Annotated in this window: 25 protein-coding genes, 1 tRNA gene and 1 other annotated feature; of the genes, 1 reads left to right on the forward strand and 25 read right to left on the reverse strand. The window is 31.9% G+C overall.

Annotated features, from left to right (window positions below; genetic code table 11):
* Nucleotide 1 precedes the first annotated feature (1 nt).
* The 18 genes from minD to KTF99_RS00335 all read right to left on the reverse strand — a co-directional run bounded on the left by minD (nt 2) and on the right by KTF99_RS00335 (nt 16,300).
* Nucleotides 2-781, reverse strand: a complete 780-nt coding sequence (gene minD, locus KTF99_RS00255; protein ID WP_003536705.1) for a septum site-determining protein MinD — start codon at nt 779-781, stop codon at nt 2-4.
* On the reverse strand, nt 774-1,349 hold the full coding sequence (locus KTF99_RS00260) for a septum site-determining protein MinC (protein WP_003536704.1): 576 nt from the start codon (nt 1,347-1,349) through the stop codon (nt 774-776). Before KTF99_RS00260 ends, minD begins: the two co-directional genes overlap by 8 nt.
* Entirely contained in the window at nt 1,324-1,857 is a 534-nt protein-coding gene (locus KTF99_RS00265; RefSeq protein ID WP_003536703.1) for a rod shape-determining protein MreD, read from the reverse strand. The genes KTF99_RS00260 and KTF99_RS00265 overlap by 26 nt, the downstream gene beginning before the upstream one ends.
* Nucleotides 1,850-2,695 (reverse strand): rod shape-determining protein MreC, encoded by an 846-nt coding sequence (gene mreC / locus KTF99_RS00270; RefSeq protein ID WP_003536702.1) that lies wholly within the window; start codon nt 2,693-2,695, stop codon nt 1,850-1,852. Before mreC ends, KTF99_RS00265 begins: the two co-directional genes overlap by 8 nt.
* A gap of 57 nt (nt 2,696-2,752) precedes the next feature.
* On the reverse strand, nt 2,753-3,430 hold the full coding sequence (radC, locus tag KTF99_RS00275; RefSeq protein WP_003536700.1) for a RadC family protein: 678 nt from the start codon (nt 3,428-3,430) through the stop codon (nt 2,753-2,755).
* Entirely contained in the window at nt 3,427-3,813 is a 387-nt protein-coding gene (locus KTF99_RS00280) for an SPOR domain-containing protein (protein WP_003536698.1), read from the reverse strand. Before KTF99_RS00280 ends, radC begins: the two co-directional genes overlap by 4 nt.
* A gap of 49 nt (nt 3,814-3,862) precedes the next feature.
* On the reverse strand, nt 3,863-4,000 hold the full coding sequence (locus KTF99_RS00285) for a hypothetical protein (protein ID WP_003536696.1): 138 nt from the start codon (nt 3,998-4,000) through the stop codon (nt 3,863-3,865).
* Nucleotide 4,001: 1 nt separating this feature from the next.
* Nucleotides 4,002-4,160, reverse strand: coding sequence for a hypothetical protein (locus KTF99_RS00290; protein WP_008791484.1), 159 nt, complete (start codon nt 4,158-4,160; stop codon nt 4,002-4,004).
* A 121-nt stretch (nt 4,161-4,281) separates the two neighbouring features.
* Nucleotides 4,282-6,903: a valine--tRNA ligase gene (locus tag KTF99_RS00295; protein ID WP_003536691.1), complete on the reverse strand. Its 2,622-nt coding sequence runs from the start codon at nt 6,901-6,903 to the stop codon at nt 4,282-4,284.
* A complete protein-coding gene (locus tag KTF99_RS00300) occupies nt 6,875-7,546 on the reverse strand; it encodes a hypothetical protein (RefSeq protein WP_008791483.1) in 672 nt (223 codons plus the stop codon). Before KTF99_RS00300 ends, KTF99_RS00295 begins: the two co-directional genes overlap by 29 nt.
* A 30-nt stretch (nt 7,547-7,576) precedes the next feature.
* Nucleotides 7,577-7,779, reverse strand: a binding site (T-box leader).
* A 22-nt stretch (nt 7,780-7,801) separates the two neighbouring features.
* Nucleotides 7,802-8,716, reverse strand: a complete 915-nt coding sequence (locus tag KTF99_RS00305; RefSeq protein WP_003536687.1) for a hypothetical protein — start codon at nt 8,714-8,716, stop codon at nt 7,802-7,804.
* Nucleotides 8,713-9,690, reverse strand: a complete 978-nt coding sequence (locus KTF99_RS00310; RefSeq protein WP_029480329.1) for a LysM peptidoglycan-binding domain-containing protein — start codon at nt 9,688-9,690, stop codon at nt 8,713-8,715. The genes KTF99_RS00305 and KTF99_RS00310 overlap by 4 nt, the downstream gene beginning before the upstream one ends.
* Before the next feature lie 193 nt (nt 9,691-9,883).
* A complete protein-coding gene (gene yihA / locus KTF99_RS00315) occupies nt 9,884-10,483 on the reverse strand; it encodes a ribosome biogenesis GTP-binding protein YihA/YsxC (protein ID WP_008791481.1) in 600 nt (199 codons plus the stop codon).
* 56 nt (nt 10,484-10,539) lie between these two features.
* Nucleotides 10,540-12,861 carry an endopeptidase La gene (lon, locus tag KTF99_RS00320; protein ID WP_029480331.1) on the reverse strand — a complete coding sequence of 774 codons (2,322 nt, stop codon included), beginning with the start codon at nt 12,859-12,861 and terminating at the stop codon, nt 10,540-10,542.
* Between the two features lie 54 nt (nt 12,862-12,915).
* Nucleotides 12,916-14,196, reverse strand: coding sequence for a trigger factor (tig, locus tag KTF99_RS00325; RefSeq protein WP_008791479.1), 1,281 nt, complete (start codon nt 14,194-14,196; stop codon nt 12,916-12,918).
* Between the two features lie 93 nt (nt 14,197-14,289).
* Nucleotides 14,290-15,213: a hypothetical protein gene (locus KTF99_RS00330; RefSeq protein ID WP_003536677.1), complete on the reverse strand. Its 924-nt coding sequence runs from the start codon at nt 15,211-15,213 to the stop codon at nt 14,290-14,292.
* A gap of 37 nt (nt 15,214-15,250) precedes the next feature.
* The gene (locus KTF99_RS17335) at nt 15,251-15,382 is read right to left on the reverse strand and encodes a hypothetical protein (protein WP_003536675.1); all 132 of its coding nucleotides are present in this window, start codon (nt 15,380-15,382) and stop codon (nt 15,251-15,253) included.
* A gap of 24 nt (nt 15,383-15,406) precedes the next feature.
* Entirely contained in the window at nt 15,407-16,300 is an 894-nt protein-coding gene (locus KTF99_RS00335) for a LysR family transcriptional regulator (protein WP_008791478.1), read from the reverse strand.
* 109 nt (nt 16,301-16,409) lie between these two features.
* Here KTF99_RS00335 and KTF99_RS00340 point away from each other — a divergent pair, with 109 nt between their 5' ends.
* Nucleotides 16,410-17,414 (forward strand): YeiH family protein, encoded by a 1,005-nt coding sequence (locus KTF99_RS00340; RefSeq protein WP_008791477.1) that lies wholly within the window; start codon nt 16,410-16,412, stop codon nt 17,412-17,414.
* 51 nt (nt 17,415-17,465) lie between these two features.
* Here KTF99_RS00340 and KTF99_RS16965 read toward each other — a convergent pair whose 3' ends face one another.
* The 7 genes from KTF99_RS16965 to KTF99_RS00370 form a co-directional block, all read right to left on the reverse strand.
* Nucleotides 17,466-17,696 carry a hypothetical protein gene (locus KTF99_RS16965; protein WP_254210072.1) on the reverse strand — a complete coding sequence of 77 codons (231 nt, stop codon included), beginning with the start codon at nt 17,694-17,696 and terminating at the stop codon, nt 17,466-17,468.
* Complete coding sequence (locus KTF99_RS00345; protein WP_254210073.1) at nt 17,675-18,217, reverse strand: aminoglycoside phosphotransferase APH(3'); 543 nt, start codon at nt 18,215-18,217, stop codon at nt 17,675-17,677. Before KTF99_RS00345 ends, KTF99_RS16965 begins: the two co-directional genes overlap by 22 nt.
* Nucleotides 18,218-18,546: 329 nt before the next feature.
* Nucleotides 18,547-18,978: a GNAT family N-acetyltransferase gene (locus KTF99_RS00350; protein WP_029480334.1), complete on the reverse strand. Its 432-nt coding sequence runs from the start codon at nt 18,976-18,978 to the stop codon at nt 18,547-18,549.
* A gap of 68 nt (nt 18,979-19,046) precedes the next feature.
* Complete coding sequence (gene yqeK, locus KTF99_RS00355; RefSeq protein WP_029480336.1) at nt 19,047-19,655, reverse strand: bis(5'-nucleosyl)-tetraphosphatase (symmetrical) YqeK; 609 nt, start codon at nt 19,653-19,655, stop codon at nt 19,047-19,049.
* 34 nt (nt 19,656-19,689) lie between these two features.
* Nucleotides 19,690-20,259 carry a DUF305 domain-containing protein gene (locus tag KTF99_RS00360; RefSeq protein WP_029480338.1) on the reverse strand — a complete coding sequence of 190 codons (570 nt, stop codon included), beginning with the start codon at nt 20,257-20,259 and terminating at the stop codon, nt 19,690-19,692.
* 104 nt (nt 20,260-20,363) lie between these two features.
* Nucleotides 20,364-20,440 (reverse strand) — tRNA-Arg (locus KTF99_RS00365).
* Between the two features lie 59 nt (nt 20,441-20,499).
* Nucleotides 20,500-20,967 (reverse strand): metallophosphoesterase family protein, encoded by a 468-nt coding sequence (locus tag KTF99_RS00370; protein WP_008791474.1) that lies wholly within the window; start codon nt 20,965-20,967, stop codon nt 20,500-20,502.
* Nucleotides 20,968-20,982 lie beyond the last annotated feature (15 nt).

A 20,982-nucleotide genomic window follows, 5' to 3' on the forward strand; every position in this document is an offset into this window, starting at 1 on the left:
ATTATGAATAAAAAAATCGACGAATTAAACTTTTCTTTTTATATTTAGCATAAGGTACTTGCTGCCCGAGTATGCGCTTTGAAATATTAACAAAACAGCTATGTAATAAATGTTGATTATTTAAGAAAATCGGCACACCACGATTATTAGCTTCAATCATATCATGGCTATCGTAAACAATCCCTAGCAGCGGTAATGATAAAATCTCTTGAGCATCTTCCACCGTTAATGAGCGAGCTCCTTCAATATCATCAACATTAACTTTATTAATGATCATATTAATAGTATTAATTCCCTTTTTCATCAATAAACCAACAACGCGATCGGCATCACGTAATGATGATACATCTAAATTGACAACAACAATTGCTTCATTAGCTAATGAAGCAGAATATTGAAAACCTTTTTCGACTCCAGCTGGACTGTCCACAATAATAAAATCATAATCTTTATTTAATCGTTCAATTAATGAATTCATTATTTCTGTATCTAGATTTTCAAATGATAAAGATTTACATGACGGTAATAAGCTCAATCCATCTATACGCTTATCCTTAACTAATACTTGTTCAATTGTACAGCGGCCTTCAACGACGTCATTTAAATCATAAACTACACGATTTTCTAACCCCATCATCACATCCAAATTCTTCAATCCAAAATCACCATCAATTAAACATACTTTAAATTTTGAAAAAGCTAAGGCACTAGCCAGATTAACGCTAACACTACTTTTACCTACCCCACCTTTTCCGGAAGTAACTACAATAACTCTAGACATATATCATATCCCCCTTATCTAAGAATATTTCGTTGTCCTTATAATAAAGCATCGTAAGTTCATAACTTGTATAATTTCGTCGAGATACCCCATTAATTCTAACATGGGCATTTTTAAAGAATTGTCCACTAATTTTTGCTCGAGCATTTAATCCCTCAACCAATCCACTGACGCGCCCCATTACATACAACTTTCCTTTAAATCTAACAATAGCTCCGGGATTAACTTGACCAATAATCAAAGCATCTTGATCCAATTCTAAAATTTCTCCAGCATGAACAGTTTTGTTGATTACTTTAATCTTATTTTTCTTCTCTACTTTGGCCATATTGATTCCATCAAACAATAATACCTGCTTACTAAATAATAAATCCAATAATCTTAATAATTCATGAATACTTAAAATTCGACTTTTAAAATCAAAAAAAGCCCTCGGATAATAGCCATCACTTTTAAGCAATGGTGATTCCAAGAGACTTTCCAATTCATTCATTAAACTATTAAAATCTTGATTATCATCTAAAACAAAAACTAGATGATTATTAACTCCTTTTACTTTGATATGCATTGACTTTACCCTCGAATCCTAATTTCTTGTGGATAAAATATACTGGTGCAATCAATAATAAATTAGCTCCTAACGTCGGTAAAAGACGATTTGTCAAGAAAGCTACGATTGATAGCTGCGTAACATTTGTTATCCACACTAACCAATATATCACAACTTCTTGGGCGATTATTGTCACAATTACGGCGATAAACATCTCTAAAAGGGTATAAGTTGCTAATTTAGTATATTTCTTTCCAAAAAAAGCATAAACACAATAAAGCAACACATAAATCAGTAAACTATTTGCGTAGACAATCGCATAATAAAGTCCAGTCACAGTTGCAAATATGTATCGGTGTTCATCACCAATTGTATTATTCAGCAATGTGAACATCATCAAACTAACACAAGGAACAATTGTTATTCCTAATTTATCAAAATTATACGGTAAATAATAACTAATAATGCTATCAACAACAAAACTTAATGCCATCACTAGATAATAACGATATAATTGCTTATTCATTACTATCGCTCCTAAACACTACCGCAACATATGACAGATCATTAAAATCTGCTGCCGGCTTAACTCTAATTGTTTTTGATGTTCCATCTTCAGAAACAATAGAACTTTCTACAGTTCCAATATAAATTCCTTTAGGCGCTTTCCCACCTAAGCCAGAAGTTATTACTTTGGCATTATCTTCAAATTTTTCAACATCACTAAATAGAGTAATTTCAAAACATTTTGACTCAATGTCATAACGATTTAAAAGTCCATAAACATTTTGATCACCATTAATAACTTGAATCGGTAATGCAGAAGTAGGATTCTCTGCTGTTAATAACTGAACTCGCGCCGTCACTTCTGTAACCGAAGTAACCTTACCAATCATTCCTTTTGAAGAAATTACGACCATATCTTTGCTAACTCCAGCCAAACTTCCTAAATCAATTGTAATTTCGTTATTCCAATCATCACTTTCACGAACAAATGATGTTGTCTTAACATTATAATCAGTTGGCAAATATTCAATATTTAGCATCTTTTTCAACTCATCAATCTCTTTTGAAAGAACATCAGTATTAACTTCGACACTGGCATAAGATGATAATTTTGCTTTTAAAATCTTATTTTCTTTATAAACATCTTTTAACTCATTATATTCACTAAATAAATTACTTACAAATTCAACTGGTTTTTTTACTACATAATACTCTATTGCAGCAATCGAATCGCTGACCATTCGCTCAAGTCCCCCTTGGGTTCTTGAAAATACCAATGATATAGTAGAAAAAACAACAATTGCTACCGTTATAATTAAAACTATTCTCTTATTTCTTTGTTTTTTACGATTATTCAAATTACCACCTCACATCCATATCATTATAAGGCATTAATATAAAATAATCAATTATCTTTAAACTTCAATAATCTTATTTGAAGCAAAACTATAAAATCTACTACGACCAATAATTAAATGGTCAACTACATCTATATCTAATTCTTTTGCCATACTATATAGGCGCTCGGTTGCTTCAATATCTTCAATTGATGGTTCAGGATTACCTGAAGGATGATTATGAACGACCATCACACGATTACTACCACAGATCAATGCTTCTTTAAACAGCTCTCTCCCACTAATAATAGATATGTTATTCCCACCAATAAATACGGTTTTTTCTTTAATTACCTCTAAGCGTGAATTTAAACATAATACAATCACTTTTTCCTGCTGTTCAAACATTAATTGATTTTTCAACAATTCATAACCATCACGCGGTTCTTTAATAGCTGACATAGCCACAGGCTGTTTATCCAAACGTTTAGCAATTTCAATAATAGCTAAAACTTCTATTGCTTTAGCTTGTTTGATTCCTTTAATCTGAATCAACTGATAATAATTGATATCATGCAAATAACGAAAACCCCCAATTTCATTTATAACACGTTGAGCCAATTCAATCGCTGATTCTTGCTTATTTCCAGTTCTTAAGACTAATGCTAATAATTCAATATTATTTAGGCTTTCAATTCCGTGATGGAAGGCTTTTTCGCGCGGTCGTTCTTCCAATGGATAGTTTTTTAATTTCATGATCCTAATTCTTTAATAATTGCTTCATAATCTTGTTTTTCAATAACCTCTTTAAAACTACTTTCGAATTTCGTTTGTTTTATTACACATGTGATTCCACTTTCACTAATTGTATTCCCCATGTCCTTTGCCTCCTTTTCATCCAAAAACACACCTGTTATCACTACGAAATTATTATCTTTTTGATACTTATAATTCGGTTTCCCTAAATCTGATAACTTTTTTATCATTTCATTAGCGTTTTCATCTTGTTTATATATTCCTACTTGAACTATGTAAGTATTAATATAACTATTGATCGTTGAAAAAAACTTCAAATAGATTCCACAAAAACAAATTGATAAAGCAACTGCTAACACTACTACAAGTCTTACTATTTTCATCTTGCACCTCCAAATCTAGTATATGTTAGCAGTTTATAAATATGCTCAATTAACGTGTAATTGAAAAACGTTTTCTTAATAATTTAGCAACGCTATAACCAGCAGCTACAGCTACTAAAGAAATCACATAAACAATCGCTCCGCCACCATTGATCTTTTGCTGAGATGTAATCGATAATTCTTTCATTTTAACGCCACTCGATTGAAATAATTTTAGGAATCGATACGCGTCCAGCCCCCGAACGAAACATCTTATAAATTGCAGTTCCAATTACAACACAAAAGAAAAATCCCGTAACACCACCGCCCATTACTTCCATTTGCATACATTGCTGTAATTCATTCATTTTTCTTGCCTCCTCTTTTGAATTTAAGGTCACACTCACCACTAAACCTTATATTATTATTTACTGCAAGAAAATAATTTTTACTTTTAAAAATAGAAAAAAGATGAATTTCTTCATCTTTTTACATTTGCTCTAATTTTTCTTTTACAGCATCATACTTAGATTGATAATCCGCTAATTTATTTCTTTCTAGTTCAACTTTTTCTTTTGGAGCTTTTGAAGTGAACTTCTCATTTGCCAACATATTTTGACAACGTTTAATTTCTCCTTCTAACTTTTTAAGTTGATTAGCTAATTTTTCTTTTTCAGCATCTTTATCAATATAATCCCCTAATTCAACTAATAATGAATTGCCACCTTTAATTGTAATATTTGCAACCTCACCAGCAGCATTAAGATTATAACCTGAACAAACTGCATTACATAATTTCTTGATGTAAGGTAAACATTTATTTAACAATCCTTCTAGATCATCGTTTTTAGTATTGATCACGTATGGCACTTCAATTGCATTTTTAATCGTATATTGTGTTCTGATTTCACGGATACCTTTTACAATATCGATTAAATATGTAAATTGGTCATTAATACTTTCATCAGTAAAATGATCATTTACTTCTGGCCAGATAGCAATACAAATAGATTCTTCTAAATGTGGAATTGCCTGGAAGATTTCTTCAGTTACAAATGGCATGAATGGATGCAGCATTTTAACAATCGCATTTAAAACATAAACTAATGTATTTAAACTTGCCTGTTTTTCTGTATCATTAGTACTATTTAAATGTACTTTTGTAAGTTCAATATACCATGAACAGAAGTCATCCCAAATAAATTTATATAACTCACTACCAACATTAACAAATTCAAATTTATCCATGTTAATATCTACTTCACGAATCACTTCATTTAAACGATTTAAAATCCATTTATCACAAAGATTTAGATTATCAAATGATAATTCTTCAAATTTCATTTCATCATCAATATTCATTAAAACAAAACGAGCACTATTCCAAATTTTATTGATAAAGTTCCATGATGCTTCTAATTTTTCCGGAATATAACGCAAATCCATTCCTGGTGCCGAATTAGTTGTTAAGAAGAAGCGTAATGTATCAGCACCATATTCATCAATAACATCCATCGGATCAACACCATTGCCTAACGATTTTGACATCTTTCTCCCTTGTTCATCACGAATCAAACCATGAATTAAAACATGTTCGAATGGTCTTTCCTCAGTGAAGTGTAATGATTGGAAAATCATTCTGCTCACCCAGAAGAAAATAATATCATACCCTGTAACTAAAGTATTGGTAGGAAAATAACGCTTAAATAATTCACTATCGGTATTAGGCCATCCAAGTGTTGAAAATGGCCATAGTGCACTTGAAAACCATGTATCTAGGACATCTTCGTCTTGTTTCCAGTTTTCTAAATCAGCAGGTGGATTTTTCCCAACATAAACTTCACCGGTTTCTTTATGATACCAAGCCGGTACTTGATGTCCCCACCATAATTGACGAGATATACACCAGTCTTCAATATTTTCCATCCACTGATTAAATGTTTTTTCAAAACGTTCAGGGACAAAATTTACTTTAGAATCCTTTAACTGATTTTCTAAAGCTGCCTTAGCTAATGGCTCCATTTTAACAAACCATTGTTTTGATAAATATGGTTCAACGATTGCATTACTTCTTTCTGAATGCCCCACCTGATGCATATGTTTTTCAATATGGTCAACAACCCCAGCTGCTTTAAAATCAGCAACCAAAGCCTCTCGACAAGCAAAACGATCCATTCCTGCATATTTATGTGCCAGTTCATTCATAGTTCCGTCATCATTCATACAAATTGGCATTTCTAAGTTATATTTTTTTGCTAACGCAAAGTCATTAGGGTCATGAGCAGGGGTACATTTCATTACCGCTGTCCCAAATGACATATCAATATAGCTATCAGCCATGATTGGTAACGCTTCACCATTAGCTGGATTGATTGCTTTTTTCCCGACTAGGTGAGTATAACGTTCATCATCAGGGTGCACAAATATAGCTTGATCGGCAAACATTGTTTCAGGACGTGTTGTCGCAATAATTAATTGTTCATCACTATCAACGATTTGATATTTAAAATAATACATCGCCCCTTCAATTTCTTTATGAATCACTTCAATGTTACTTAATGCCGTTCTTTGAACTGGGTCCCAATTAATGATCCGTTTCCCTTGGTAAATCAATCCTTCATTATATAATTTAACAAATACTTCTTTAACTGCTTCGCTTAAACCATCATCTAAAGTAAAACGTTCTTTAGAATAATCTAATGATAAACCTAATTTTTCCCATTGAGCTCGAATAATTGAAGCATATTCTTCCTTCCATGACCATGCTTTTTCTAAAAAGCCATCACGACCAAGATCATAACGAGAAATACCTTCTTCACGCATCCTTGCCTCTACCTTAGCTTGAGTTGCAATACCCGCATGATCCATTCCCGGCAGCCACAAAGCATCATAACCTTGCATTCTTTTATAACGGATGATCATATCTTGTAAAGTTGTATCCCAAGCATGACCTAAGTGTAATTTACCAGTTACATTAGGTGGGGGAATAACAATTGAATACGGCTTTTTGCTAGTATCACCAGCTTCAAAATATTTTTTATCGATCCAATGACGATATTTTCCTTCTTCTACTTTATGATGATTATACTTCGGTTCCAGTTGTTTGCTCATCAGTTGTTACCTCCAAATCAATAAAATCATTTTTGTTTTCACGAATAAATTTAGCTGCTTTATTAACAATTCCAGAAGATTTCAACATTGACAATAATGAGCTTGTAAAATCAGAAAAATTATATTTTCCATAATCACTATCTTCATCTAATTCAATTTCTTCCTCATTTTCAATCATTACAGCTAATTTTTCTGCTGCAGTCATCAACTCAGCAATTTCATGGCAATCCACAGCCTCAAATGCTTTAATGGCATATGGACGATAAAGGCAATATGGTTCCTTAATAAAGAATGAGTGCAATGAACCACGCCCTCCTTCCATTGAAAGTTCTACTTGATAAATAGTGTAGATCAGTAATTCGCTTGGTGTCATTACATCAATCAATGTTCCAGTAATTTCTTCTCCTTCATACAATTTATCTTCTTTTGCTAAAAGGTGGAATAAAACAGCATGTGTTAACTCTTCATCAGGAGTTTGATCAAACACTTCGCTTGTAAAATGACTATACTTAACCCGGTTTTCTTCATATGCAGCCCGCTGTTGTTTTTGATATTTTTTAACTTGACGCATTTTACCACTATAAAAATACATTAAAAATAAACATCCACCTAAAAATAAAATCCAAACCACTGAATAACTCATAATTTCCTCCTTAAAATAAAAAAGCACCGTCATAAGGACGAATGCTCGTGGTACCACCTTACTTTGCATAGCTTATCTATGCCTCAAGACCTTAACGCAGTCATACGTGTCTACCTACTTTTTTCAATAGACATGCTCCTAGGCTACCTTCAATCCATTATCTTATCCCCTTCCACCAGCCAGGGACTCTCTTAAAAGTTTCTGGATCTACTCCTCCTAATCATTGCTAGAAATATTCTAACAAAATCATCAGTCCTAGTCAATCGCTAACTTTTTATTTAACGAAGAAATTGAATCCAAATAATATAATAAGCGAGACATCATGATAATATTATTAATTTCATCATGTCCTAATTCAATGATCGGAACAACATGTAACAAACACTGTAATAAAAGCCGCTCTTCTTTTAAGAGCTTTATCTTACAAAAATAACTATCAAGAATAACGTCAAAATCAAAGATAAACTCTGGAATTCTTTGATACATATTATAAATATCATAAATACATAAGTTGATTTTAATTTGATCAATAGAAATTAATTTACTTTCTTTCATCATTACATGACTATAATTAAAATTATTATATGTCAGACATAATCTTATCGTATCTAGATTGCAAACATATTGTTCATAGCATTCCAAAAGTTCTAAGGCTTTTTTTAGACAACCTTCAATTCGATGATAATTTAAAACAAACATCCATCCTGTTGGACTACGATACGATAAAACTTCAAAATTACTCATAATTTCATTGTAATAAGCTTGACGCTCATGAATAATATTTGCTATATCTTCAATTTGACGTTTAAAAAAACTCTTTGAAACACTATAATTAAAAAAAGAAGTTGAATGCAAATATGATAAGCATTCATAATAAAATTTTAATTTTAATTCTTTAACGATTGCATTATCACTTGCTAACCAAGGACTTAAATAAAAAGTTTTATCCTCATAACTTGTTAGAACTTGTTTTTTATAATTTCTGATTACTGGCAAAAAGCATTTTAAATGCAAGCTCTCTATATGATCAATAACAACAGTCAATCCATTGTCTTCAACAAACTTTAAACAAAAGAATCCTTCACGACATTTTACTTTATAGACTTTTTTTGTTACTTTAATATAACCAATAACTTCTAGTGAATAGGCTTCCTTAATTAATTCGTTCATGGAACATATGGAATGATTAAGACACTGCCGGCTTCTAGAGCCTTATCTTGGTTATAATTGCGGATTATTTCTTCATCCACACTATAACGGGTCGCCACTTCACTATAACTATCATTTTCTTTAACTATATATAAGTAATAAGTTCCCACACTATCGCTAGTGTCTTGAAAAATTGGTCGTGACTTGCTTTGGTAAACCTTTTCTTGAAGTTGTTCACTAATCTCCTCAGCCATAGCTGTTTCTTTTTTACTGACTTCCATTACAGCAGCTTCTTTAGCAACATGTGCCATTGGTTCTTTGGTCATATGAACAGCCGGTTCTTTTGCTGCGTGTACTGATGACTCTGATTTCTGCGGCATTACAGCAACTTTTGATGTTTCTAAGTTTTTAGGATGATTATCCATTTCTTTTGCCACTGCTTTTATCTCTTTTACTGTTGAAGTCGTAGTTTCAGCAGCCATCGGCTTACTTTCTGGCTGCTTTGCTTGAGCAACGTAAGCTGGAGTTACTGGCCCAGTTTCTTGGACTTCGACAGGTTTAGCTCGAACTAATTGCTCAATTGAAGCATTAGCTGGTTCAGTATCCTTGATTAAGTTTTCAATTTCTTCAAGTGCTTCATCATGCCCAAGATGCTCATCCCGTACATATCGATCTTCTCCTTCTACCACCCCATGAATACCTACTTCAATCTTAATTTGGATATTTCCATCTTTAATAAAATAATCAAAATCTTCAACTTTAATATTGAAATCTCGCTGATCAACAATCTTATCAAATGTTGCCAATACATCTAATTCAATATTTTCATCAAATTTATGATTGCCATTATACTCTCCTTTAACAATTAAACTTCCTACTGCTCGAACGCCTACACTTTCAATCTTGTAATTAATAGACTCATCTACTGATAATGATAATAATTCATTCAATTGATGATTTAAATCAATCCATTTTTCAAAATATATCTTTTGCATATATACCTCCCATCAAACTATATGCACGATTCTTAAAAATATGAAAAAAGACCGCCTTTTATAGAATATACTAATTCATTCTACTTTGTTCCACCAGAATCTAGATACTTTGATATTATTTAAACAAAATAAAAGTAGATACATTTAAAAGCTCTATCTTTCTTGCATCTACCATCATTTTACTTTTTAAAATCTAATTAAAATTAATATCGCATAGCTCATAGATAAAGTTCCATGCTTCTTCAATTCCTTTTTTCCTTAAGCTTGAAAAACGAACAAATTTATCTTCAGGATGAAACCCCAAAGTATCTTTGATAATTTTTTCATTCTTTTTCAGATCATTTCTTTTTAATTTATCTTCTTTGGTTGCCACGACCATTACCGGAACATCATGATGTTTAACAAATTCATACATCAGCACATCATCTTTAGTCGGTTTATGACGATAATCAACTAATAAAATAAATCCTCTTAAAGTTGAACGTAAAGTTATGTATTCATCCATTGTCTTACCAAATTGCTTAGTAATACTATCATTAACTTTAGCATAACCATAACCAGGAACATCAACAAAATATAATGCATCATTGACATTAAAAAAATTTAATGTTCTTGTCTTTCCTGGAGTCCCTGAAACTTTAGCTAAACCATTATGATTTAACATTGCATTAATAAAACTGCTTTTACCAACATTACTACGTCCCGCCAAACACATTTCAGGAAAACTTTCTTCTGGCCATTGACTTTTCCATGCTGCGGATAAAACATATTCTGCTTTCTTTATTTTTACCATTCTCATCACCTTTTTCATTGTACCACACAATAAGAAAAAAAGGGTTATTTTTAACCCTATTTTTCAAGTGCGTGATCTAGTACTGTATCAATATGATCAGCTAATACGATTTCTAATTCATCTTGAACAGATTTTGGTATATCATCAATATCTTTAGCATTATCCTTTGGGATAATAATCTTTTTAATTCCAGAACGATGCGCTGAAATTGATTTTTCTTTTAAACCACCAATTGGCAGCACATTTCCCCGTAATGTAATTTCACCCGTCATAGCAATATCATTGCGAACCGGCTGATTTTTAAAAGCTGAGTAGATAGCAGTGGTCAAGGTAACACCTGCACTAGGGCCATCTTTCTTTACAGCTCCTTCAGGCACATGAATATGAATATCTTCTTTATCAAATGCAATTTTTTCAAGACCATATTTCTCTTTATTAGCTTTCATATAGTCTAATGCAATCGATGCTGATTCTTTCATTACATCCCCTAATTGACCAGTAATAATAAATTTACCAGATCCTTGGAAATGATTGACTTCAATTGGTAAAATATCTCCACCAAATTGTGTATATGCCATACCAGTAACGACACCTATTTGGCTATGAGCTAATTTCTTAGTATGTTCAAATGGTGCTTTACCTAAATGTTTTTCTAAACTTTCTTTATTAACTGTTAAGTTATCACGTTTTTCTTTTAAAACGATTAATACCGCTTTACGACAAATCTTTGCCAGCAATCTCTCAAGATCACGAACTCCAGCTTCGCGCGTATAGTGACGAATAATCGCCATAATTGCATCATCTTCAATTACTAGTTGATCTTCCTTTAAACCGTGTAAAGCTAACTGCTTTTTAATTAAATGATTTTTAGCGATCATTAGTTTTTCTTGTTCTGTATATGAAGATAGTTCAATGATTTCCAAACGATCTCTAAGCGGAGCTGGAATATTTCCTAGATCATTTGCAGTAGCGATAAACAATACTTTTGATAAATCATATGGTTCTTCCAAATAATTATCAGAGAATTGACTATTTTGTTCAGGGTCTAAAACTTCAAGCATTGCACTAGTCGGATCACCTTTATAGTCACTTGACATCTTATCGATTTCATCAAGTAAGAAGACCGGATTTATTACTCCCGCTTTCTTCATCCCTTGAATAATTCTTCCTGGCATAGACCCAAGATAAGTACGACGATGTCCACGTACTTCAGCTTCATCTTTAACTCCACCTAATGATGCCTTGATGAATTCACGCTGTAGTGCACGGGCAATACTTTTAGCGATTGAAGTTTTCCCAACCCCTGGTGGACCAGCAAGACAAATAATTGGTGCTTTTAGCGATTTAGTCATTTGTTTAACCGCTAAGTATTCAACAATTCGTTCCTTTACCTTTTCAAGACCATAATGATCTTCATTTAAAACATCTTCAATTGCTTGAATATCTTCAACATCTTTAGTTTCTTGATACCAAGGTGTTTTCATCATCCAGTCAATATATGTTCTTACTACATTAGCTTCTGAAGAAGCTGCTGGCATTGTTTCAAAACGGCGTAATTCTTCTTCAATTTTATCCTTAACATGCTGTGGATAAGGATTTTTTTCAAGTTCTTCACGAATCGTTTCTGCATCGTCTTCCTTCGGTACACTATCACCTAATTCCTCTTTAATAGCCCGAAGTTTTTCTCTTAAATAGTACTCACGTTGATTTTCATCAATACTTTCACGAACTTTACGATTAATCGTTTCTTCAATTTCACCTATCACTTTTTCCGATTCAATTGAACTAGCTACTAATAATAAACGTTCATTGATATTAATAGTTTCTAAGATTTTTTGTTTTTGATTAAGATCAATTGGTAAATATTGTCCAATTGTGTCAGCTAAAACACTTGCTGATACTCCACTAGTTAATCGATTGATTGAATCTAGCGGCATATTTGGCATACTGCGTTTTGCTTGTTCAAAATACGAAGTTGTCTTACGAACTAAAGCAACTTCTTCATTTCGATCTCCAAATTCATCTTCAATAATTTCAACAGTTGAGTAGATACTTCCTTGTTGTTCTTCAAAGTTAGTCAGCCTAACTCTTTTTGCCCCCAAAACAGTTAATTTGATAGTTCCCGAACTGTCACGGCGCACTTTACGATCAATTTTACAAAGAGTTCCAATATGGAACACATCATCAAAAGAAGGATTATCCACTAATGGATTGATTTGTGAGACAAAAATGATATTGTTATCATGTTCATTAGCACTTAATTCAAGTGCCTTTAAACTCACTGGACGACCAACATCTAATGTTAACCTGTTTTCTGGGAAAACAATCATGCCCCGTGTACAAACTACCGGTAACGTTAATACAGTTTGTTCATTCATTCTATTTCCTCCTATTTCGCTATTTTACTAAAAAGACGCATGAGCGTCTTTTCATTATTTTAAGTTGTCTTTTACTAAATCAACAGCTTTACGAGTTAACAAATCGTTTTCGATACGGCTCATATTTCCTTCGAAAATTTTCTTAACTTCGTCTAATTCTTTTTGATAATATTCAGCAATTGTTTTTAATTCTGTTTCTAATTCTTCATCACTAACTGCTAATTTTTCTTCTTCGATAATTGCTGCAAGAATAGCATTTAATTTCACTCTTTCTTCAGCTTGAGGTTTAATATCTTCTTTGATATCATCTTTTGATTTACCAGTAAATTGTTGGTAAACTTCAAAATTTAACCCTTGTCTTTGTAAATTTTGTTCAATTTCTTGTAACATTAATCCTTGTTCTTGTTCTAATAAAGCATCACTGTCTTCTACTTTAGAAGACGCTACGATTGCTTTATATAAATCATCCATGAATTTATTTTCATTTTCAGATTCTTTACGAGTTTTAATATTAGCTTTGATATGATCCTTCAATTGATCTAAAGTTTCAACACCATCAATATTTACATCTTTAGCTAATTCATCATCAATTTCTGGTAAATGTTTTTCTTTGATTTCATGTACAGTCACTTTGAAAGTAGCTTCTTTACCAGCCAAATCAGCTGCACCATAATCTTCTGGGAAAGTAACAACGATATCTTGTTCTTTATCTACAGTCATTCCAATCACTTGATCTTCAAATCCTGGAATAAATGAACCACTACCGATTTCTAATGGATAGTTTTCACCTTTTCCACCTTCAAAAGCAACACCGTCTACAAATCCTTCAAAATCAATTACTGCAGTATCACCTTTAGCAACTTTCCCACCTTCTTTTACTGTTAATTCAGCAAATTGAGTTTGATAGTTTGCTAATTGTTCTTCGATTTCTTTTTTAGTTACTGTAACGCGACCTTTTTTAACTTCTAATCCTTTATATTCACCAAGCTCAACTTGTGGTTTTACTGGTACTAAGATTTGAACTTCCAATTCATCAGCATCTACTTTTTGAACACTTAAAGCAGGTTGTGCTACTGGTTCAACATTTGCTTCAGTTAAAATTTCAACAAATTTTGTTTGTAAAATCATATCTGTTGCTTCTTCTAAAACACTAGCTTTAGAAACTCTTGCTCTTACCATAGCTGCAGGTGCTTTACCTGGTCTAAAACCATCGATTTTTACATTTTTAGCTAATTTATCAAGTGCTTTTTCTTGAGTAGCTTTCCATTCTTCACTATCAAATGCTACTGTTAGTTCTACGATTGCATTTTCTAATTTTTTATTATTGATTTTCATACTATTCTCCTTTTTTAGTTTCATCACGTATTATATACTAACAATACTATTAATTCAACTTTTTTGAACAATTAATCTTGCAATTTCAGTACTTTAATATTCAATTTCTTTAATTTCATTTAATTTTTCTAAAATTTCTTCTTTATCACAATTATAAAGGTACTCGATATCATCTAATTCAATGTCAATATACTGCATCGACGCAATATGATAATGAATTGCTGCAGCAATTGGACGATAATCATAATCATCGATATATTTAGGATAAACTAAATATAGATAGAAATTTAGAAACTGCTCACACAATGAATATAACGAAGGATTATCATCTTCAATTCCTTCAGATAAAAGATTTAAGATCGTTCCACCAACTTCTTGATTCAAAACTAATGGAGCATAACTTGGATTAATTCCATATTCAATCCCCTTTTTTACCAAGGTCATTTCTTCATCTATTTCTTGATCAATCATCAATTCAATGAGTAAACTCTTAGCGAAGCTAGGCTTATTTTCATCTTTCAAAAAATTACGAATAGCTGGTAATAGGCGCCGAATATTAATTCCTTCCATTTGTTCAATTGCCATATACAATAAATCCTCATTAGGCAAATCTTTCATCAAAATATTTTCCATATCATCCAAACTAAAAGCATTATTATGCCGTTCCATTCCCTCGTTTGCTTCACGTTTAGCTAACAGCAGTTCATCATGAGCAGCATTAAAGATTGCTTCATATTCATACGGAATATATGGCATTGATAATTCTTCTACCATGATATTGATTGCTTCTTCAAACTCCTCTAGTTCCTTTAAAGTAGCCACATAAATACTTACAACATCATAATAGGTATTACTTGCTTTCGCTTTTGCTAACATTCCTTCAGCTTTAGCCATTTGATATTCACCTAAACCATAAAGACAAACAAGACGCTGATACCGCGTCATTTCGTCATCCATATCATTCAATAGATCAAGTGCATCTTGAAATTGATTATTAGCTATATATTCTTCAATCATATTTTCTCCTTAAAAATGATGTATCGAGGATACATCACTATTCTTCTTCTAAATCAAATTCATAATCCAAGACATCTGTAGTTTCTTCTTGTTCTTGGAGACTTTCAATCACTTCATTATAAAGTTCTAACTTACTATCCTTTAAAAAATCATCATCTGTCAAAGGCATAATCATCACTCCTTACAAACGTAATTATAGCAATACTTTATCATTTTGCAATCGAAACACCTCAAATAATTCTTCGTAGTAGTCATTAAAAACACTATTTTTACGCCAGATAAAATTAATATCATGTTTTATTGTTAAAGCATTTACTTTGACTTGCTTCAATCTTCTTTCAGCTAATTCTTTTTCAACAGCTAATTTATAGATAAAAGTTATTCCATGATTATTTTTAACAAGACGTTTGATCATATTAATATTACCAATTTCAATAATATTACTAAAATCATCAATATCTAAATTCCGCTCTTTTAACCATCGTTCAATAATTTCTCGTGAACCTGAGCCATTTTCACGAATAATTAGATTATACTTAAATAATTCACTAATATCATGGACTATTGACAATGGAAAATCAATTGAACCAACACATATATATTCATCTTGACAAAATTTTCGATAATCATACTCTAATTTATTAAAGTATCCTTCAACTAAAGCAAAATCAAGTTGTCCTTCATTGATCATCTTTAATAACTCACTTGTATTTGCAACCTGCATCTTAATCATTGTGTTTTGATTTTCATTTAACAATTGATCAATCACTTTAGGCATCACATATTCCCCTACTGTAAGTGTTGCTCCAAAAACCAGCTCTTGTTTCAATGACAAATTATTTAATTTATTTTTCAAAAAAATATCATCATGCTTTAATGTTGTAGCTACATCAAGCAAAATTTTTCCTGCTTTAGTTAATTGCATCTTTTTACCAATATACATAAATAACTTAACATCATAATATTCCTCTAAATAACGAATATGACCCGAAACAGCTGGCTGAGTAATATTTAAATACTGACTTGCTTTAGTAAAATTCATATATTTGCATACCGCCAAAAAAGTATCGATCCGAAAATCTAACATTAAATCACCTCATTATAACTATAACATATTATTATCGTTATATAAATATATATAATTTTTATTTATTGTTTGATTTATGTATAATAACTTCGACAAAGGGGGATTAGAAATGTCAAAAATAAAAAATAATGCTTTAGGAGTTATTCTATGTCTAGCTATTGCAATGCCAGCATACTATCTCGGTAAACAACTGCCATTGATTGGCGGTCCCGTATTTGCCATTTTAATGGGAATGATCATTACATTCTTAGTTAAAGATAAAAGCAAAGTTCAAAGTGGGATCACATATACTTCTAAAAAAATCTTACAATACGCCGTTATATTATTAGGATTTGGTATGAATTTAAGCGATATTGTAAAAACAGGAAGTTCATCTTTACCAATAATTATCTCAACGATTGCAACTTCTCTAGTCGTAGCCTATGTACTATGCAAAGTATTAAAAATGCCATCAAAGATTTCAACACTGATCGGGGTTGGTTCATCAATTTGTGGTGGTTCTGCAATCGCTGCAACCGCACCAGTTATCGAAGCTGACGATGAAGAAATCGCTCAAGCTATATCAGTAATCTTTTTATTCAATATTCTTGCCGCCTTAATTTTCCCAACTTTGGGCGGTATGCTAGGATTATCAAATGATGGTTTTGGACTTTTTGCTGGAAGTGCAGTCAATGATACATCCTCTGTTACCGCCACTGCAACTGCATGGGATGGTATTCATGGAAGTAATACCCTAGATCAAGCAACGATTGTTAAATTAACAAGAACACTAGCAATTATTCCAATTACCTTAGTATTAGCTTTTAAACGTACTCGCGATGCTGAAAAAAGTGAAAGTACTTTTAATCTCAAGAAAATTTTTCCTTTCTTTATCTTATTCTTTATCCTAGCTTCTGTTATTACAACAGTCTTCAACCTGCCTGGTAATATTACCGCACCAATTAAAGATCTTAGCAAATTTTTTATTGTTATGGCAATGGCAGCTATCGGATTAAATACAAATATTGTTAAACTTGTAAAAAGCGGTGCCAAACCAATTTTCATGGGATTTTGCTGTTGGGTGGCTATTACTGTGGTTTGTTTATCAATGCAAGCACTATTAGGTTTATTTTAAAATGACGAATATTCGTCATTTTTTATTTTTAAAACGCCAAGTTATTTACCTTTATCCATCTAGACAAGCAATATATGCGATTAATTTCAAACGCTCTGGATCAATTACTTCATTTCCATATGCTTCATAAAATAAATCACCATATTTATCATTACCTAGATTATAAGCAAGTGACCATCTTCCCCAAAACAAATCATAATGGCGATCACCTACTCCCGCACGTCCCATATCCAAAAAACCGCAAAAACGATAATCTTGGTCTAAAAAATATTTGGCAAACAATAATCACCATGAATAACTGTATCTTCAACTAAAATATCCTTTTTAGCATTAATATAACTAAACACCTCGTCAAGTTCTAAGCAGCCAATACCTTGTGTCATTTGCTCATCTAAGTTGGCTTGTTGATAATTTAAAAATACACGTTTTAATATTTCTTCATTATGATTTATAGATATAGCTTCAGTAAATTTTGTATCATGGAACTTTCTTAACAGCTTTCCCAAAGTTACTGCTAATATCTCTGGATTAGAAATTAGTTTTGGGGCACAGCTGCACATACCTGACATTCTCTTAGTTAATAAATAATCTCGCTCACTACTGCTATATTCTAGCGCCGCTTGACTGTAATTATACTTACTAAAATATATTAATGCCCGATACTCTGCCTCTAATTCATGTTTTTTTCCAATTTTTAAATAATAATCTTGATAGCAGTAGGTTTTGGCACCAGATCTCCCACTTGTATCTAAAAATAGTTCGGGAGATTTTCTAAATAACTCTAGCAAACTCTTAATATCCATATAAAGATCACCTGCCTCTTTTAAAAATCATCTTTTTTTATTATTATATCAAGGTTATTAATTGTTTCAATTAATAAAAATAGAGTAACGTCATTAGTTGAATCCCTCTACTCATAACGTTAACTCTAAAATCTATTATTACGCTTTTATTTACTTTTAATGTCATCAATGATGATTCCATCTTCAATTGTAATGATGCGGTCTGCCTGATAATTCACTAATAAAAGCAGTTTTTTTATTTTTAATATCAAGCAATTCTAAAACCTCATCAATATTGTATTCCTTTGTCAAAGGTGAAATTCAAGAACAATTAGTACTTTATTCACAACTTATTCACATTTCTTAATAAAGCTATAACCTTTTTTATAATAATCATTTTTCTTATAAAATTCATGTGCTCGACGACGTTCAAGTCCGCTATTGACTGTGATGGCACTTACCTGTTTGCTCAGGGCGTATTGTTCACTATACGCAATTAAAGAACTTCCAATTTTTTGCCCTTGATATCTATGTTCTACTGCCAACGCAATAATTCTCATAATTTTCCCTTCAATTTCTACCCCCCAACCTAACATCAATCCAATTATCCCTACTACTCTGTAATCGATAATTGCAACATAAATTTGATAGTTTGTATCTTGAAGCATTTGATCAAGTCGCCAACAAAATTTATTAAATTCCAAGTTTTGGTATCCTAATTCATATTTAACTAATTGATACACGTCCTGATAATCAACTTCCTCTATTTTACGTATTAACATTTAATAATCTCCCTTCTTCCTACAGTTTAAACCCCCTTAAAATTTTAAGCAAACAAAAAGGCCACATGTTATTTACAATGTGACTTTTCTAACCATCGGTATGCCTCAATGATCCAACAATGAGGAAATAATAATAGATCGTGGTCAAACTGATATTTTATATACTGATAACAAGCTGCTTCTAAAGAATCATTTAATGCCATTTCAATATTCTTTTTAAACGGTGGTTCCCCAGGCTGATCCCAAGCTAGTTTATCAGCAATAAAAATAATCATATCTAATTTACTAGGATTAGATCTTAGTGTTGTATGTGATTCGATTGCCTTTAAAATTGATAAATTCCTAATTTGAAAATACTCATAAGCTATTAAAGCAGATATTTTTTGATGCAATAAAAATGGATATATCTTTTCTGCACTATCTAATTGCCATTGTAATTCATTAGCAATTTTCATCATATCTTGGGGAGTAATAACAGCACTAATATCATGTAATAAAGCTGCTACAATACAAGCTCTAATATCTTCTTGATATTGCAAAGCTAATTTTTCTGCTGCCATAGCCACTCCAAGAACATGCTGATATGTTCTTTCTTTATTATTAAGCAAATAAAAATCTTTTATTTGTTCTTCAATAGTTTGATTCCTTAGTGGAGTTTGAATGTAATTTAAATCCATCATAGTTACCTTTCCATTTAATAGCCAATATTAATTAACAAGTTATATCTTCTAAAACTGTTTTTAATTGCCTTACTCCATTTGATTGAGACGTTATAATAGCTTGTAAAATTGTTTTTAATTCAGAACAAATTGGATATTCCAAAGTTGTTTTCGCCATTGCAATAGCACCTTCATGATGTGGAATCATTTCATTAATAAAATTTACATCAATGTCATTACTGCGTGATGGCTCAGCCATTTTTGTGAACATAGTTCCTACGATAATATCAAGCCTATTTTGATAATCATACAACTGTTCTTGAGAATTTGTCTGATTTTGACAATCACATAAAATTCTCCACATATTCTCAATACTTCTTGTTTGTTCTTTTATAATGTTAAAAGCAATATTTTGTAAAGCTTCATTCTTAGTGTATTTTAATAAATTACATGACATTAAAATTGCCGCACGATGATGCGGGATCATTTGAACCATAAAATTATAAGATATGCTGCACGACAATTCAACACTAGTCATTTTATTAATCATTTGATTTAAAATACAGTGATACTCATCTAAATAGGATTGAAGTTTTTGTTCATAACAATACAAATTTTCCATCTGCTCATCTCCTATTTATTTATATGCATCATGAGCATCAAATGTTCCTTTTATATAAAATAAAAAAGCTCCAAACCATTGGTTTAGAGCCATTTTTAATCAAATGGCGTCCACGAAGGGATTCGAACCCCTGACCGCACGCTTAGAAGGCGTGTGCTCTATCCAGCTGAGCTACGTAGACCTCTCTCTCTTGACTGCTCATATATAATAGCATATCTAAAAGAGATGTGCAAGCATTTTTTAACAAAATATTTGTTTAAATTTAACTTCTATTTTTCCCTGGTCAACTAGAATAGTACAATAAGATTTTCCACTCCCACGACGAGGCAAAGTGGTTGAACCAGGATTAATTAAATAAAAACCCGTCACCTCATCACATTGAGGAACATGGGTATGTCCTGATAATAATACATCACAACCATGTCTCAGCAAATCATCTACCATCGCTTCTTCACGTTTATAATATCCATAACGATGCCCATGAGTAACTAAAAATCTTACTCCTTCAACTTCAAAAACAACTTCATCATCAAAAGGAGCCATCCAATCGTTGTTTCCACGAACACATATCCAGCCTTTTAACTGCTCTTCACGTGCTTCACTATCACCACAATGAACATAGTAATCGCCATCAGGTTCTAAACGTTGTACTTCATCGATCATCTTATGATAACCATGGCTATCGGACATTACTACTACTTTCTTCATATTTATCACCTGACA

Source organism: Erysipelatoclostridium sp. MSK.7.34 (assembly GCF_019041935.1).
Lineage (GTDB): Bacteria > Bacillota_I > Bacilli_A > Erysipelotrichales > Coprobacillaceae > Thomasclavelia > Thomasclavelia ramosa.